Source organism: Methylotenera mobilis 13, from assembly GCF_000384255.1.
In the GTDB taxonomy this organism is placed as follows: Bacteria; Pseudomonadota; Gammaproteobacteria; order Burkholderiales; family Methylophilaceae; genus Methylotenera; species Methylotenera mobilis_B.
The window spans coordinates 2,186,802-2,202,862 of record NZ_KB913035.1 but is presented as its reverse complement, the minus strand read 5'-3'; the positions used below and the strand labels follow the sequence as shown (position 1 = coordinate 2,202,862).

Below are 16,061 nucleotides of genomic sequence, written 5' to 3'. Positions count from 1 at the left end.
TATCACTCTTAACTCATATTAAGGAGTAGTTTGATGAAATCACAAATGACAAAGCTATTGATATTGGTTTGCTTGATACCGACGTTCCATGTGCATGCAGCTACAGTGCTTGATGTATTGACCGACACGCAAGGCAAATATATCGGTCCCACAGTAGAAGATAATGTGGTGTCGATGGACACAGATAAAAACGGATTTGCTGATGCCAGCGAAGTCCGTGCCTTTTTAGAGCTTAAACATGGCAAGGGTTATCAGAGTGAGGTCTTAGAAAGATTTGAAGCTTCGATTAAAGGCACTAGCTGTGGCACACCATTTGCAAGCACATTACATTTAACAAACTAGCTTTGCTGATTTGATTTTATAGATGGTCACTTAATATCAATGCGTGAATCATCATATATGCACTAATCAACATTAAGTTAAGCTAGTTTATAATAATCACAATTTTATTTAACTAGAAATCTAAGCAGAAAACCGTTATGTTAAAAGCCTATGCAGCGCACGTACAAGAGCGTGCTTCACAACAACTTCCTCCATTACCATTATCAGCAGAACAAGTTGCACAACTTGTCGAGCTACTTAAAAATCCGCCAGCGGGTGAAGAAAAACTGTTGGTCGATTTGCTTGAAAATCGCGTACCAGCAGGTGTGGATCAGGCTGCCTATGTGAAAGCGGCATTTTTGTCAGACATCGCGCACGGCAAAGCTTCGTCGCCTTTAGTGAGCGCTGAGCAAGCGGTTGCTTTGTTGGGCACCATGCTTGGTGGCTACAATGTTCAAGCATTAGTCGGGCTATTAGATCTGTCGGCGACGAACCCAACCATGGCAGACGCAGCTGTAAAGGCATTGTCTCAAACGATTCTCATGTTTGATGCATTCCATGATGTTGATGAAAAAATGAAAGCAGGCAACGCGCATGCTAAAAAACTCATTGAGTCTTGGACGAATGCCGAATGGTTTACCAATGCGCCAATATTAGCGGACGAAATTAAAGTCGTTGTATTTAAAGTGGATGGTGAAACTAATACGGATGATTTAAGCCCTGCGCAAGAGGCTTGGAGCCGCCCAGATATTCCATTACATGCAAAAGCAATGCTGGTGAATAAAATGCCAGAAGGTTTAAAAACCATTGAAGCCTTAAAAGAAAAAGGTTTACCACTTGCTTATGTGGGTGACGTGGTCGGTACTGGCTCATCACGTAAGTCAGCGATCAACTCAGTGCAGTGGTTTATGGGTAATGACATTCCTAATATTCCTAATAAACGCACTGGTGGGGTTATTCTAGGCACCAAAATAGCGCCGATTTTCTTTAACACTGCAGAAGATTCTGGCGCGATGCCGATTCAATGTGATGTATCAAAAATGCAAATGGGTGACGTGATTACCATTAAACCTTATGCAGGACAGGTATTAAATGAACAAGGTGAAGTGATTAGCACGTTTGAATTAGCACCAACGACAATGCCAGATGAAGTACGTGCTGGCGGCCGTATCCCATTGATTATTGGTCGTGGTTTAACTACCAATGCACGTCATGCGCTAGGTTTGCCAGCATCAGATTTATTTATTCAATCCATCGCACCAAAAGATACTGGCAAAGGCTACACATTGGCGCAGAAAATGGTGGGTAGAGCTTGTGGCCTGCCTGAAGGTACAGGCGTGCGTCCAGGCGCATATTGCGAGCCTAAGGCAACAACGGTTGGTTCACAAGATACGACTGGCGGTATGACGCGTGACGAGCTTAAAGAGTTGGCGTGTCTGGGCTTCAGTGCTGATTTAGTGATGCAAAGCTTCTGCCACACAGCTGCTTATCCAAAACCAGTGGATATTAAATTACAGCATAGCTTGCCTGAGTTTATGAGTAGCCGTGGTGGCGTCAGCTTACGCCCAGGCGATGGTGTGATTCACTCATGGTTAAACCGTATGGTGTTGCCTGATACAGTTGGTACCGGTGGCGACTCACATACCCGTTTCCCGATTGGTATTTCGTTCCCGGCTGGATCTGGCTTAGTTGCCTTTGCTGCAGCCATGGGTGTAATGCCGCTTGATATGCCTGAATCTGTCTTAGTGCGTTTTAAAGGTGAAATGCAACCTGGCATTACCTTGCGTGACTTAGTGAATGCAATTCCTTACGCTGCCATCCAAGAAGGCACTTTAACCGTTGGTAAACAAGGTAAAAAGAATGTATTTAACGGCAGAATCTTGGAAATTGAAGGTTTACCAGATTTGAAAGTAGAGCAAGCGTTTGAGTTTGCCGATGCCTCAGCTGAACGTTCAGCGAACGGTTGTACCGTAAAATTAAATAAAGAACCTGTGATTGAGTTCCTGACTTCAAATATCGTGTTGCTACAAAACATGATTGATAACGGCTACCAAGATCCACGCACACTGCAACGTCGTATCGCAAGCATGCAAGCTTGGTTGGCTAAGCCTGAGTTATTAGAGGCGGATAAAGATGCTGAGTACGCACATGTGATTGAAATTGACCTCAACACGATTACTGAGCCTTTAGTCGCTTGCCCGAATGACCCAGATGACATCAAACCATTAACAGCAGTGGTTGGCGATAAGATTGACGAAGTATTTATCGGCAGTTGTATGACGAATATCGGCCATTACCGTGCAGCGGCTAAAGTATTAGAAGGTTCTGGTGGCATTCCAACACGTTTGTGGATTGCACCACCGACCCGTATGGATGAGGCGCAATTGCGTGATGAAGGTGTTTACTCTGTGTTTGGTGTTGCAGGTGCCAGAACAGAGGTGCCAGGTTGTTCATTATGTATGGGTAACCAAGCGCGTGTGGCAGATAAAGCCACTGTGTTTTCAACCAGTACGCGTAACTTTGATAACCGTATGGGTAAAGACGCGCGCGTTTATTTGGGTTCAGCTGAATTGGCAGCAGTTTGTGCTAAGTTAGGCCGCATGCCGACGCATGCAGAGTATTTGGAGACGGTAGGCAATAAACTTGCGAATACGGCTGAAATCTACAAATACCTGAATTTCGATCAAATGACAGATTACACGCCAGCTTTAGAAGCACTTTCTAACGGTAAAAAAGTCATTCCGATTACTGAGGCGGTTTGAAGCATTAAGTTTTAATCATATTTGAAATGATTAGCCATGCTAGTTTGACAGAGAGGTATAGGTCAAATAGCATGGCTAATTTACTTTAGGCCTATGGTACCAGGTGAGCTTATGAAGCAATATAACGATGGTCTTGACGATCTTCGTGAGCAAAATTTACGTGATCCGTTGCAGCATGCACATGCCCTTTTTTCAATCGAGTGTGAAGTCAAAGAAATGTCGAATGGTATTACACGGATTTCTGACAGTTTAGAAAGGCTTGAAGAAGGGTTTGAGGCAGAGAGAAAGTTTTGTTATGAAGACCGTATGAGTTATTTGCCAAAGAGTCTAGCGGAAATTACGGAAATTAACCGTTCACTACGATATATAAAAGTTCTGATGGTGGCATTTATAGTATTGCTTATCATCAATTTTCTAAAATGAAATATATAGGCCTAACGCATCATTCAGGCGGGATGCCTAACTGCATTCCTTAATTCAAACGTTAGGCCTTAAGCCATGATTCGCAGAACTTGTATTCTTGCTTTCTTTGCCATAGCTACAATAGCGGCACCTGTAGGAACCTACATATTGATTTTTGGATGGAAGCTCTCTTCGAATCACGCTAGATGGGCTGAATTCGGCTCAGCTATCGGTGGAATTTATTCACCAATAGTCGCGCTTCTGACTCTTTCTGTCTTATTCTGGCAGTTGGTGCTTCAACAATCACTGAATACGCATGAGTTCGATCAAGCGTACTTACAACAAGCAAGAACAGACATCGAGTTTTATAGCAAGCAAGTAGCTGAAGCCATGAATGCAATGGCGCTTCCCGGAAAAACGCTGCGTGAAGTGCTTCATGAGAATTTCCTACCAGATCATATTTCTGCGCTCGACAACGAAAACCTTCGGCAACTAGCAGCCAACATACACGAACTTCTTCCGCCTTCATTCGACATCTGGTCTGCTGTCTACCCAATTCTTATGGGGTTAGATGCTGGAAAAACCAGTATGTATGAGATGACCTATGGTTCTTCAAGCCAAAAGCTCATAGCAGTCCTTAGCTTCAGGACGTGTGTAGCGCTCGACAATTTTCATCGCACAATAGTAGAAGACCACTCCCAAGTTAGCTACGTCTTTAGTTCGATATTGAAATCAAAATGAATTAACCTCGTAGCAGCTCTATAGGGTAGGCAACTTGTTTGCTCACGCCACTTCTCCTTAGTTAGTTTGTCGGTCTCGCCCGACCGGCGAGTTTCTTTCTTTTGTGTAGCCAAAAGAAAGAAACCAAAGAAAAAGCTACCCCCCTGCTGCTTGTTTCCTGTGTTGTTTAGCCTTAATGGGCGGCAAGCGGAAACTCGTGCTTTAAGCACTCAAACAACCGCTTGCCGACTTCCCCCATTAAACCCAATCAACATAGGCGCAGCAGAAAGGGATTAAGGTCAAAACCATCTGAACTTGCCGTTATTTTTTCAAGCTCTGCCCCGTAGGGTGGGTAACTTGTTACCCACGCGGTTGCATTGTAAATTATCTAGTCACAGGTGAATTACCGCTAACGCACCGCAAGTTATTTCGACTTGCTAATCGCTAAAGCACTTGTAAAGTCGTAGGTGCGCATACTTGATTACTTTAGGTTTAGCAACATCGAAAACACGGTTCAATGCTAAAATCATCTCATCCTAAACTACCTTGATTATCCCATGGACGAAAAACACATTTTTGATAGTGATATCATCAAGCCTCCGAAACGAGGCACATGGAAATGGATGTTGCCACTTAGCATTGTGTTGGTCGTGGTGGTTTTCGCCGCGTGGCACTTCGGCTGGGATGCTAAAGCTGTAACCGCGGGTATTTTGTTATTTGGCGTTGTCTCTAATGTATTTGTCTGGTTGCTAGGTGTGATTGGCTTAGTGCCTGTCATCGGTCCATTGATCGTCAAGGTGCTGAGCTTATCTATCATTTGGCTGTTAAATGCGATTGGTTATATCGTCTCGTTTGTCGCCATTAAGCGCGGTTATTCAAAAGATGTGCTCACCTATCGTGGGCTTACCATCGCGTTAATCATCGGTATTATCATTGGCTATGTACTCGGCCATTTTTTATAGGCTTCATTGCTAGTATTGTATGAACACTTTAACCAATCCTTCTTGGGTGCAGGTAAGTATGCAACGCGTACGCAGACTTACTGATTTTTTACCAGCTATATTCTTTGTTGCAGGTTTCGTGTGGGATGCATTGACGATAGGCCACAACGTTGTCGCTTCGGATTTATGGATATTTGCTGGATATCTTCTTTGCGCCGCAATTATTCTCTATTTAATCGGCCGTCCAATACCAATCGAAAATAGTGAGGGTAGGTTAGTGTCGGTCTTTAAACGACACTACTCGCCACGGCTCCCTTATTTCTTACTTCAGTTCCTGTTTGGTAGTCTTTTCAGTGCGTTATTTATCTTGTATTTTAAAAGTTCTAGCCACTGGCTGTCATGGCTAATGTCGCTAGCACTGGCGATATTATTGGTAGCGAATGAGTTTTTAGAAGACAAATATAAACGTTTTACATTAAGCTGGTCTATGTTTGGTTTGTGCGCAATGTTGTTGTTTAACTTTGCATTGCCATTTTTGCTAGGCAGTATTCATGCTGTATGGTTTTATTTAAGTACCTTACTTGGTGCTAGTCTGGCTTTTTGGCTCTACAAAAAAACACCTAATCATTTAGGTAGTATTAAGCCTGTGGCTGGTATTGCGGCATTGCTCATGGCGGCTTATGCAGCTGATATGATTCCGCCTGTGCCTTTAGTTAAGCGTGATGTGGTGGTGGCATTTGAGTTGGATAAAGCCAATGGTCAATATCGATTATCACAACAGGCATCACCTTGGTGGGTGTTTTGGCGTAAAACTAGCAATGATTTAGACATGGTAGCGGGACAGCGTGTTTATTGTTTTTCTTCGATATTCGCGCCACCGGGCCTTGAAGCAAAATTGTTCCATCGCTGGCAGCATTACAATAAAAAGCAAGGCTGGGTAACGCAATCACGCATTGGTTTTGAATTGTCTGGCGGTCGTTATGAGGGCTTTAGAGGGTACACTTATAAAAATAATTTGGCAGCGGGTGATTGGCGTGTCAGTGTGGAAACTGAAAACGAAAAAACGATTACCGTACATAAGTTTTCAGTACACCATGTAGATACAGCACCACCTAGAGTGGTGCTGTTGTATTAGTGATTTTTAGTGTTGTGTAGGTTCTGAATGTGCCATCAGTTTGTCGATATAAGCAATCGCCACAGCAGAAAGTACAAAAGCCATGTGAATCACGGTTTGTGCAATTAATACTCTATCGGATAGATTGTGCGCATTGATAAAGGTTTTGAGCAGGTGAATCGATGAAATGCCAATGATGGCTGTCGCTAGTTTTACTTTCAACAGGTTGGCATTAACGTGAGAGAGCCAATCCGGTTCATCTGGATGGCCTTCTAAGTTCAGGCGCGAAACAAACGTTTCATAGCCACCAACAATTACCATAATCAGCAAGTTTGAAATCATCACTACGTCAATCAGGCCTAATACAATCAGCATAATGTCCGCTTCAACAATCTTGTGTGCAGTTGATACTAAGTGGATAAGCTCAACGCCAAAAAAGAACACGTAGACAGCCTGCGCTACTATTAACCCTAAATAAAGCGGTAGTTGTAACCAGCGGCTACCAAATAAAATATTGGTCATAATGCTACCTTGTTTATATACGGTCGCATGTTGTTTAGTTTTTTCTTGCATAGTGTGTAAAACCTTTAAATAAATAACGTAATTCCAATTCTAAACCATTCCTGTCGTTGTTACCTTCGGCTTGCCATGCTACAGCACTGTCTTCGCCTCATCGCCTAGACACGAATGATTAAGAATTTGGAATAGAACGTGTGTATTGTAGCAGTTTGAACGACTGTTTTTTATTCAATCTGGCTATCTAAAGTGAAACTTGCCGTTTCATCCAGTGCAAGTAGCGCTGTTAAAACAGGCATTGTTTCTGCTAAGGTTTTGGGTAGCGTCCATGGAGGGTTGATGATAAATAATCCGCTGCCATACATGCCAAATCCCTCTTCCGACGGGGCTTCAACAGATAAAGTCACATGTAGCCAGTCTGGTACATTGAGTGCTAATAGCTCATCTAACATCTCAGCGGGTTCTGGGCGCTGTAGTAAGGGATACCAAACGATATAGGTGCCAGTAGGGAATCGTTTTAAGCTATCTTTAATTGCATCTACTACATAGTGATAATCTTGTTTATCTTCATAGGGGGGGTCTATCAGCACTACTGCTCGGCGCGGTGGTGGCGGTAAACATGATTTTAGACCTTTAAAGCCATTTTGCATTTCAACTTTAGCTTGTTTGCCAAAGCCTTCAAAGTTTTCTGACAATAGCTTGTAGTCGTTTGGGTGCAATTCAAACAGACGCATTCTGTCATCTGCGCGCATAAATGATTCAGCAACCATGGGTGACCCGGGGTAAAAGCTCAACTCACTACCAGTGTTGAAAGATTGAATCTGTGCCACATAATCTGCTAAGGGTTGCGATAAGTTTTTAGCAGATAATAATTTGCTGATACCTTCTTTAAACTCTTGGTTTTGTGTTGCATAGCCATCTTGCAGGCTATACATGCCAGCACCTGCATGCGTGTCTATGTACCAAAATGGTTTATCTTTTTGTTTGGTGTGGGCAAGCACTAGGCCTAGTACATAATGCTTAAGTACATCGGCGTGGTTGCCTGCATGGAATGCGTGGCGATAACTGAGCATAGCGTATTAAATAAGGATGATTAAAAGTAGTGGTAAGCCGACATTATCCTATATTTTTGGGTTAGCATTTAGCTTATGAATACATCAACACACAACAACCATGATGATCACGATCATTATTTCCTTCCTTTTTTACTTATTCTTATTTTCGCTGTCGTCGAAGCCATCGGTAGTTGGTACACAGGATCATTAGCACTTTTAAGTGATGCTGGGCATATGTTCTCTGATGTTGCAGCGCTTGGGTTAGCATGGATGGCCTCTGTGATGAGTAAGAAATCCAATGTTTCGCGTCATCAATCTGGTGTAAGTTATGCAGAACTTGTTGTTTCAATCATCAATGCTGTCACTATGTTAGTGGTCGTTATTTTTATCGTGGTTGAGGCAATTTCTAGGTTCAAACAGCCGCATCATGTACAAGGATTTGGTTTGATCATTATTGCAAGCGTCGGACTAATTGTTAATCTGGTTGTGGCTAAGCAATTACATCATCAAGCACATGAGCATGGTGAGAGTTTAAATAATAGTGCTGCTTTTTTGCACGTCTTAGGTGATTTACTAGGCTCTGTTGCTGCAGTGGTCGCCGGTGTCGTGATTTATTTTACAGGCTGGATGCTGATTGATCCTATTTTGTCGATATTGATTTCATTTTTGCTATTGATGCTTACTTTAAACCTCATACGAGATATATGGTCTACATTAAAAGGCCAGCATACTAAATATCATCAACATGCAGATGACCACGGACATCACCATAATCACGATCATTAAGCACTATCTCAGTATTATCATACTTCAACAATAAACCGTCACTTTTGTAAACCAAAGGAGAATAAGCATGCCATATGTGAATATTAAATTAGCAGGGGAAGTAACTCGTGAGCAAAAGGCGCAAATCGCTAAAGAAATTACAGAAACATTAGAGCGTGTTGCACATAAGCCAAAATCTTATACTTACATCACTTTTGAAGAGATTGCCTATGAGGATTGGGCGATAGCAGGTGAGTTGCTGGATGCCTAGCGTCAAAGCTCTAGTTCTTAGAGGCATCCTTAGAGGCGCTGTTATTTTGCATACATCTTGCTTAAATTATCATGTATATTCTTACCGGCTCGTATTAAGACGAGCGTATTCTTAATTATTAACATTTTGAGGTTTTTATGAGTAAATTTTTTACAGCAATGTTGGTTTCATTGTTTGCATTTACTAACCAAGCATCTGCTGCGATTGATGAAACAATCCGTTTGAAAGAAACCGTTGAAATTAATGCGCCAGCTGACAAAGTGTGGGCAAAAATTGGTAGTTTTGCAGACATGAGTTGGCACCCAGCGATTGCTAAAACTGAAATCACTAGCGGTAAAGCTGATGAAGTTGGCGCTACGCGTGTATTAACTACACAAGATGGCGGCAAAATTAATGAAGTGCTCACTAGTTTTGATGCCGCTACAAAAACAATGAAGTATGAAATCACTGAAAGCGTATTACCTGTGCGTGAGTATGGTGCCACTTTAAAGATTAAAGAAAGTGCAGACGGTAAAACGACCGTTGTTTGGAGTGCAAACTTTAAGCGCAAAGACCCAGCTAACCCAGGTGCAGCTGGCCAAGATGATGCTGCAGCTAAAGCGGCAATTTTGGGTATTTTTAAATCAGGTTTAGAAAATATTAAAAAAATCTCAGAATAACGCGCTTCAGCAGTAACAGTGACGGTTAATATTGGTCTTGTTATATTTACCGTCACTGATTTAAGCCAATTCAATTAATGGGCTGTTAAAATACGCTCATGTTCGACCCCAAACCCATCTTAAAAAACTTACCTAACTTGCCAGGCGTTTATCGCATGATTAACGCGAGTGACGAGGTTATTTACGTCGGTAAAGCCAAAGATCTCAAAAAACGAGTTTCCTCTTATTTCAATAAGAATCTACCAAGCCCACGTACGCGAATGATGGTGAGCAACATCGTGCGCTTGGAAACAACCGTCACGCGCAGTGAAGCAGAAGCCTTGTTGCTCGAAAATAACCTGATTAAGGGGTTGATGCCACGTTACAACGTGTTGTTTCGAGACGACAAATCTTACCCTTACATCACGCTGACAGGCGATGAATATTCACGTTTAGCATTTCATCGGGGCTCACAACGCAAAGGCAACCAGTATTTCGGGCCATTCCCTAACTCTGTCGCTGTTCGTGAAAGTATCCAGTTACTCCAGAAAGTTTTTAAATTACGTACTTGCGAAAATACCGTATTTTCCAACCGTAGCCGTCCATGTTTACAGCATCAAATCGAGCGTTGCACAGCGCCTTGCGTAGGTTTTATTACGGCTGATGATTATCGCAATGACGTGCATCAGGCCGCGATGTTTTTGCAGGGTAAAACAACAGAAGTAATGGATACCATTGCTGAACAAATGAATATGGCCGCAACTAATCAAGATTACGAGCTAGCTGCCGTGTTTAGGGATCGCATTCAGGCGTTACGCCAAGTGCAAGCTAAGCAGTTTGTCAGTGATTTTAATGTATCTGATGCTGATGTGATTGCTTGTACTGAGCTACAAGGACAACATTGTATTAACTTAGTGATGATACGAGGTGGAAGGCATTTAGGTGATAGAAGCTATATGCCGAAAAATTCTGAAGGTGAGACTTTAGAAACGAGTATGGAAGCCTTTCTAACACAGCATTATGTGGCGCAGAATACACCACCACTTATTGTGATTGGCATTAAAATTGAAACAGACCTAATTGAAGAGGTGTTGAGCGAGCAAGCGGGCCGTAAGGTCAAGATTAACACTAATCCTATTGGCGATAAGCGCGTATGGTTAAAAATGGCGCAAACCAATGCGGAGTTAGCGTTAAGCCAGCGTGCTGCAACCTCTGCCAATCAAGCAGCTAAACTGATTGCGCTGCGAGAAGCATTGAACCTGCCAGATAGCACAGAACGTATGGAGTGCTTTGACATTAGCCATACGATGGGCGAGGCCACCGTTGCCAGCTGTGTCGTATTTGACCGTGGCGATATGCAGAATAGTGAATATCGACGTTATAACATCACAGGTATCACCCCCGGTGATGACTATGCGGCGATGCGAGATGTGCTCACCAGACGCTATAAGAAAGTGGCGGCGGGTGAGGGGAAGCGTCCAGATTTGGTATTTATTGATGGCGGCAAAGGCCAACTTGGCGTGGCGATTGAAGTCATGGCTGAAGTTGGGCTAGATGACATTCTGTTGGTTGGTATTGCCAAAGGTGAGGACCGCAAACCAGGATTGGAAACCATGATATTTTCTGATACGGGTGAAATGATTAATCTGGAAAAAGACAACAAAGGTTTGCATTTGCTGCAACAGATTCGTGATGAAGCACATCGATTTGCCATTACCGGTCACCGTGCGAAGCGCGCGAAAGCCAGATTGCACTCGAGCTTAGAAGATATAGAGGGGATTGGTGCTAAGCGCCGTAAAGCGCTTCTAACGCGTTTTGGCGGTTTAGATGGCGTAAAAAATGCTAGTATTGACGAACTTGCCAATGTTGAAGGCATTAGCCAAAGTTTGGCTGAGAAAATATACGGCGAACTACACTAATTGCAATTAACTAATGCAATTAGCAATTAGGCAATAAGTAGTTGGCGATTGATAGAAATCGTTACTTTTTAGAGATTAACTATATGACTTGCAACATCCCAACCATGCTGACATGGCTACGTATCTTGTTGATACCAGTATTTGTCATTATTTTTTATTTGCCCACAAATCCGCAGGCGTTCGGTGCTATTCCAGCACATTGGGTAAATTTAACAGCAACAGCGATTTTTGCCGTCGCTGCATTGACGGACTGGCTTGATGGATACTTGGCACGAAAGCTAAATCAAATCTCTTCATTTGGGGCTTTTCTAGACCCTGTTGCTGATAAATTAATGGTAGCGGCTGCATTAATCGTGTTAGTTGAGTTTGAGCGTGTAGGTGCTGTGGTGGCTTTGATTATTATTGGCCGCGAAATTGCGATCAGTGCATTGCGTGAGTGGATGGCAGGGGAAGGTCAGCGCAGTAGCGTCGGTGTGGCAATGATAGGTAAAGTGAAAACAGCTGTACAAATGGTCGCAATTTTATTTTTATTGTACTGGGATGGTATTGAGGTGGCAAACCTTGGCATGTTCCCTACAAAATTATTTGGACAGGTACTAATCGTGATCGCAGCATTTTTAACATTGCTATCAATGGCTTATTATTTACGTGCTGCAATGCCGAAAATAAACCGCAAATAATTTAGTGAAAAATGCGCATCTAGTACTTGACGATATCTTCAAACCCTCTATAATGGCGCCTGTCTTAACGACACGCGGGAATAGCTCAGCTGGTAGAGCGCAACCTTGCCAAGGTTGAGGTCGCGAGTTCGAGCCTCGTTTCCCGCTCCAAATAATAAACGGCGAATGCATAAATGCTTCGCCGTTTTAGTTTTAAAAAGTATGCCTCTTTGGTTTTATCATCAATGAATGTACTTCTGTTGTATGGTATATAATGCCAACATTGGCGCGATAGCAAAGCGGTTATGCCGCGGCCTGCAAAGCCGTTTAGGCCGGTTCGACTCCGGCTCGCGCCTCCAGTGTTTTGTAGTGGTTTTTTGTATTAATTTGGCAGCTTTAATTGGTTTTAGTTAGGCGGGAATAGCTCAGCTGGTAGAGCGCAACCTTGCCAAGGTTGAGGTCGCGAGTTCGAGCCTCGTTTCCCGCTCCAAACATTAAAAACGGCGAATACAGTCATGTATTCGCCGTTTTTCATTTCAAAAATAATTCCCTGTACCTGTTTATACATATGACAGGTTTTATCTGTGCTTGAAATATCCCACACTAAAAAACTTTTACCAGCTCACCCCTGCTTGTCCTATTTTATTATTCATTAAACGCTTTGTCTGAAATTTTTTGTATTCTGCCGAGGACAATTGTTGTTAATAGCGTTGTTGTTAACTATTCAGTTAACAACAATTTACAGTAATGGATTAAAGAGTTTAGTAGCATATACGTTTAATCAATTATGTTAGAAGTTTGGCTTTGTAGTTCAATTGGCAAGGGTGTATTGAAAAGTGTGACTACCAAGTAAAAAGGTGGTTTGTTTGATGAATAAAACACGGTACTACTTTGGTACGAGTTAAAAGTGTAGAAGTGGTTAAGGATTGAGAATGAGTTTTATGAGTAATAAGTTATTGAATAGCGCGTTTGTATGTGTTTTATGCTTTGTGTCAATTACAGTATTTTTTGCCATAGAGAACGTATCAAACTCAGTTTTGTTTAGGATTGTTTTGGGACTAGATACTAGTTTTTTAATATGCAATATTGCACTCGCTATACGCTTTTTGTCACAAGGGTATGGCGATTTTTTAAAGATGATTCATCACAAAAATGAAGCAATATTTTTATCAACTGTATTCGTGTTATCACCATTAGCTTTTTCAGACAGGTATCTAAATGAAACGGGGAAAATGCTAAGAAATAGCATGGTGAATAACGCTGCTTCATTTGTTGTGATTGTGATGATTAACATTATCATAGGACTTTTATTAATCAATCTAATATAAAGATAATGGCAACCAAGTACTTTGGTATTCGGTTATGTCGTAGAGCCACCACGCTATATCACACCATATAAAAAACACCATGAAATATTGCTCACTCCCCGTAATACTATTCGTGATCTTGGCCTCTCTTCCCAATACTTTGCTTGCTGAAGACTACGAGCAAAGAGAAAAACGCATTCATGAAGAAGTTCGTCAACATTGGGCAGATGTGAATAATCCTGTTCCACCAGGCGATTACACCCTCCGAATTGATGATCGCACCTTTAGTATGACTATCCCACAAGGCAGGACGGCAGCAAGCTACAACCGGAAAGACATAGATACTCAAAATTATCGAGAGCAAATCTCCGAGGCAATTAAAGTATTGGACAATCATCAATACCAGCGCATGTTAGGTTTGATTGGCTTTCGGCGTAAAGATCAGACTGGCATATGGCCATTCGTGAGTACCTATGGGGAAACTGGGATTGGTGCTAGCCTTTATCTAGCTGAAGAGTGGGAATCAAAAATAGACCGCACCTCAGATAAAGCATGGATGTGGGCGGACTATAGAACCTTAGAAAGTCTGGTGGAAAAGACGAAAGGTTTTAATTATATATACGACGCTAAAGGTAACCGCCTAGGTAGAAAAGAAATCTCAAGAGATGTGGTGGTGATCAATGGACGCCAATGGGCACGAGAGCATTACGAAAAAGTAGCTATCGTAGATTTGCCCGAGGAAACGGTAGATACCTATTACACTGGCGTATCAGAAAACAGTTACATTCGATTAATAGTACGTGCCCCCTACACCGCAAGCCGTTACCCTAAAGATAAGGAACGTCCAGAATGGGTGAAACAATCTTCTGCCTTTATCGCACAAGCCTTAACATCGATCAAAATATCTGCACCAGCTGGCAGTACTGAACCAGACTTCTTCACAGTGGATGAATCGCTGAATACACCTATTGAGGTGCTTGTGCCTTGAGTGATGCTGGCAATCAATCATTTTGGATGGCTTTGGAGATATATTCATCGCACTAATCATTGATGAATGTGTAATGCTTGATTAAGCATCGTAAATGGATGATGCTAAACTATCTGTTGTTTTTAATCTTGAAGCTAATGCACCAATGAGTACACAGAATAATAGCGCTGCAGATGAGGTAATGTGCCAATGTAGCGGCACCACGCGAGCCGAAATACAAAAATACTTTGAGCGCGGTATGGATATGGAACAAATCTCGCAATGGACTGGGGCGCTCTCAGGTTGTGGTGGTTGTGAGTGGGATATCGCTGACTTTTTAAAGTGTTTAAGTGCTCAACGTGAAAATGGCGCATAACTTGATGTTACAAAAAGATTTTTTATACTTTGCTACTAAGGTTGAATATATAAAGAGCTGTATCTTTGCCAGCAGCCACTCCGCCACATTTATATTTGTGTTTACTCCAGAAATAACCCTTATTTAACGCTACCAAGCCCTTAAATAAGGGATGTTCTTATTTTGTGAAGTCATATCCAACTATTTAAAGTATCTTGTGCTTAATTAAGATTGCACTCTCTTGTTGTGCCTTTAGTAAGCCATTTTTATAAAATCGGCTGAGCTATAATCTACAGATACTATGCTTTCTCTCATCGAGCCAGCATGATCTATACTTTGCACATATTGATTAGTACGTTTAATGATGTTTGTAAACGTAGTTTCAATTTCATTTATTTGCTCGCTTGAGCAATTGGCGTTGAAGTGATGAACATCGTTCGATGGGTTGATGAGTTTTAATCGTGTCATTTCAATATTGTGAGCGGCATCATATAAATGTTTTGGTGAGATGGTTTTTGTGAATTTAAAGTCGTTCTCTCCCCCATAAGCGCTTACAAGCATGGTATGCAAGCCTGTGATTAAGGGAAGGATACGGTCACCTTGATATTGTTCATTGAAGCTTAATGATAAAGCATCTACAGATTGCACTCGTCTGATGGCTTCAAACTTCCAACCGAATGGGCCTTCAAAAACCCATTGTACGAGTTCTTCTGCACTGACTTTTGTGCTTTTTAATAAGTCTTTTTGATTGCATTGATATAGCTGTAACATCAATTTTCTGAGGTCATCATTTTGTCGTTTGAAAGCTTCGCTAGCCTTTGGTGCGATAGGCGATAAATGATGCACTTTAGCTTTTTTAGTGGTGTTTTCTTGTTTTGTTTGTTCTCCAGCTAGGCATACCTGATTATTCAGGCATAGTGCGGTGATTACAGCTAAGCAGCGTATGGTCATGACGAATATTTTCATGCATCTTGTTCTGCGAAATGACGATTAATTTCTGTTGTGTCAAAATCTCTCCATTGTTGTAGGCTTTCTTCAAATGATTGACTTGGCATGACTCCGACAATGCCATCAATCACGATTTTGTTTTTAATCGCTAGCACGCATGGAATCTGCTCGATATTAAAGTAAGCAGCAATCTCGGCATTGGTTTCTGTATCTAGCATACAGAACATGACATCTGGATGTTTAGAAGCTGCATTTTTAAAAGTATTACTGAACATTAAACATGGTTCACACCATTGTGCCCAGAAGTCGATCACGACAAAAGGATTGGATTCAATCACTGTTTTGAAGTTATCTTGTGTCAGATTAGTAATTGCCATGTTGATAGTCTGCCTAATTGGTTA

18 protein-coding genes and 3 tRNA genes are annotated in these 16,061 nt (G+C 41.9%); 17 read left to right on the top strand and 4 right to left on the bottom strand.

All coding sequences use genetic code 11. The features are described from left to right. Positions 1-33 precede the first annotated feature (33 nt). The 6 genes from A391_RS0110405 (at position 34) to A391_RS0110380 (ending at position 6,281) form a co-directional block, all read left to right on the top strand. On the top strand, positions 34-342 hold the full coding sequence (locus tag A391_RS0110405; RefSeq protein WP_019899223.1) for a hypothetical protein: 309 nt from the start codon (positions 34-36) through the stop codon (positions 340-342). A gap of 137 nt (positions 343-479) precedes the next feature. Further along, positions 480-3,083 (top strand): bifunctional aconitate hydratase 2/2-methylisocitrate dehydratase, encoded by a 2,604-nt coding sequence (acnB, locus tag A391_RS0110400; protein ID WP_019899221.1) that lies wholly within the window; start codon positions 480-482, stop codon positions 3,081-3,083. Between the two features lie 111 nt (positions 3,084-3,194). After that, positions 3,195-3,506 carry a hypothetical protein gene (locus A391_RS0110395; RefSeq protein ID WP_029144124.1) on the top strand — a complete coding sequence of 104 codons (312 nt, stop codon included), beginning with the start codon at positions 3,195-3,197 and terminating at the stop codon, positions 3,504-3,506. A gap of 75 nt (positions 3,507-3,581) precedes the next feature. Further along, positions 3,582-4,226: a hypothetical protein gene (locus tag A391_RS0110390; protein WP_019899218.1), complete on the top strand. Its 645-nt coding sequence runs from the start codon at positions 3,582-3,584 to the stop codon at positions 4,224-4,226. Positions 4,227-4,762: 536 nt separating this feature from the next. Beyond that, positions 4,763-5,167 carry a hypothetical protein gene (locus A391_RS0110385; RefSeq protein ID WP_019899217.1) on the top strand — a complete coding sequence of 135 codons (405 nt, stop codon included), beginning with the start codon at positions 4,763-4,765 and terminating at the stop codon, positions 5,165-5,167. A gap of 19 nt (positions 5,168-5,186) precedes the next feature. Beyond that, positions 5,187-6,281 carry a DUF2914 domain-containing protein gene (locus tag A391_RS0110380; RefSeq protein ID WP_019899216.1) on the top strand — a complete coding sequence of 365 codons (1,095 nt, stop codon included), beginning with the start codon at positions 5,187-5,189 and terminating at the stop codon, positions 6,279-6,281. Between the two features lie 6 nt (positions 6,282-6,287). Here A391_RS0110380 and A391_RS0110375 read toward each other — a convergent pair whose 3' ends face one another. Continuing rightward, a complete protein-coding gene (locus A391_RS0110375; RefSeq protein ID WP_019899215.1) occupies positions 6,288-6,833 on the bottom strand; it encodes a TIGR00645 family protein in 546 nt (181 codons plus the stop codon). A 170-nt stretch (positions 6,834-7,003) separates the two neighbouring features. Next, on the bottom strand, positions 7,004-7,849 hold the full coding sequence (locus tag A391_RS0110370; RefSeq protein ID WP_019899214.1) for a 23S rRNA (adenine(2030)-N(6))-methyltransferase RlmJ: 846 nt from the start codon (positions 7,847-7,849) through the stop codon (positions 7,004-7,006). Positions 7,850-7,924: 75 nt separating this feature from the next. On the opposite strand from A391_RS0110370, the gene A391_RS0110365 reads away from it, so the two are divergent. The 11 genes from A391_RS0110365 to A391_RS0110315 all read left to right on the top strand — a co-directional run bounded on the left by A391_RS0110365 (position 7,925) and on the right by A391_RS0110315 (position 14,733). Beyond that, positions 7,925-8,617 carry a cation diffusion facilitator family transporter gene (locus A391_RS0110365; protein ID WP_019899213.1) on the top strand — a complete coding sequence of 231 codons (693 nt, stop codon included), beginning with the start codon at positions 7,925-7,927 and terminating at the stop codon, positions 8,615-8,617. Between the two features lie 67 nt (positions 8,618-8,684). Beyond that, a complete protein-coding gene (locus A391_RS0110360) occupies positions 8,685-8,867 on the top strand; it encodes a tautomerase family protein (protein ID WP_019899212.1) in 183 nt (60 codons plus the stop codon). 137 nt (positions 8,868-9,004) lie between these two features. Beyond that, positions 9,005-9,526: an SRPBCC family protein gene (locus tag A391_RS0110355; protein WP_019899211.1), complete on the top strand. Its 522-nt coding sequence runs from the start codon at positions 9,005-9,007 to the stop codon at positions 9,524-9,526. A gap of 98 nt (positions 9,527-9,624) precedes the next feature. Further along, the gene (uvrC, locus tag A391_RS0110350) at positions 9,625-11,424 is read left to right on the top strand and encodes an excinuclease ABC subunit UvrC (RefSeq protein WP_019899209.1); all 1,800 of its coding nucleotides are present in this window, start codon (positions 9,625-9,627) and stop codon (positions 11,422-11,424) included. A gap of 83 nt (positions 11,425-11,507) precedes the next feature. Beyond that, a complete protein-coding gene (gene pgsA / locus A391_RS0110345; protein ID WP_029144122.1) occupies positions 11,508-12,104 on the top strand; it encodes a CDP-diacylglycerol--glycerol-3-phosphate 3-phosphatidyltransferase in 597 nt (198 codons plus the stop codon). 74 nt (positions 12,105-12,178) lie between these two features. Continuing rightward, a tRNA-Gly gene (locus A391_RS0110340) sits at positions 12,179-12,254 on the top strand. A 114-nt stretch (positions 12,255-12,368) separates the two neighbouring features. Then, positions 12,369-12,442, top strand: a tRNA-Cys gene (locus A391_RS0110335). Positions 12,443-12,497: 55 nt separating this feature from the next. Further along, positions 12,498-12,573: transfer RNA gene (locus A391_RS0110330), tRNA-Gly, on the top strand. Between the two features lie 451 nt (positions 12,574-13,024). Then, the gene (locus A391_RS0110325) at positions 13,025-13,411 is read left to right on the top strand and encodes a hypothetical protein (RefSeq protein WP_232416175.1); all 387 of its coding nucleotides are present in this window, start codon (positions 13,025-13,027) and stop codon (positions 13,409-13,411) included. A gap of 79 nt (positions 13,412-13,490) precedes the next feature. Further along, a complete protein-coding gene (locus A391_RS0110320; protein ID WP_157261352.1) occupies positions 13,491-14,378 on the top strand; it encodes a hypothetical protein in 888 nt (295 codons plus the stop codon). Positions 14,379-14,472: 94 nt separating this feature from the next. After that, positions 14,473-14,733, top strand: a complete 261-nt coding sequence (locus A391_RS0110315; RefSeq protein ID WP_019899205.1) for a (2Fe-2S)-binding protein — start codon at positions 14,473-14,475, stop codon at positions 14,731-14,733. A 231-nt stretch (positions 14,734-14,964) separates the two neighbouring features. Here A391_RS0110315 and A391_RS14200 read toward each other — a convergent pair whose 3' ends face one another. Together A391_RS14200 and A391_RS0110305 are read right to left on the bottom strand one after the other, a co-directional pair. Continuing rightward, positions 14,965-15,678 (bottom strand): hypothetical protein, encoded by a 714-nt coding sequence (locus A391_RS14200; RefSeq protein ID WP_019899204.1) that lies wholly within the window; start codon positions 15,676-15,678, stop codon positions 14,965-14,967. Further along, a complete protein-coding gene (locus A391_RS0110305; protein ID WP_019899203.1) occupies positions 15,675-16,037 on the bottom strand; it encodes a thioredoxin family protein in 363 nt (120 codons plus the stop codon). The genes A391_RS14200 and A391_RS0110305 overlap by 4 nt, the downstream gene beginning before the upstream one ends. Between the last annotated feature and the right edge of the window lie 24 nt (positions 16,038-16,061).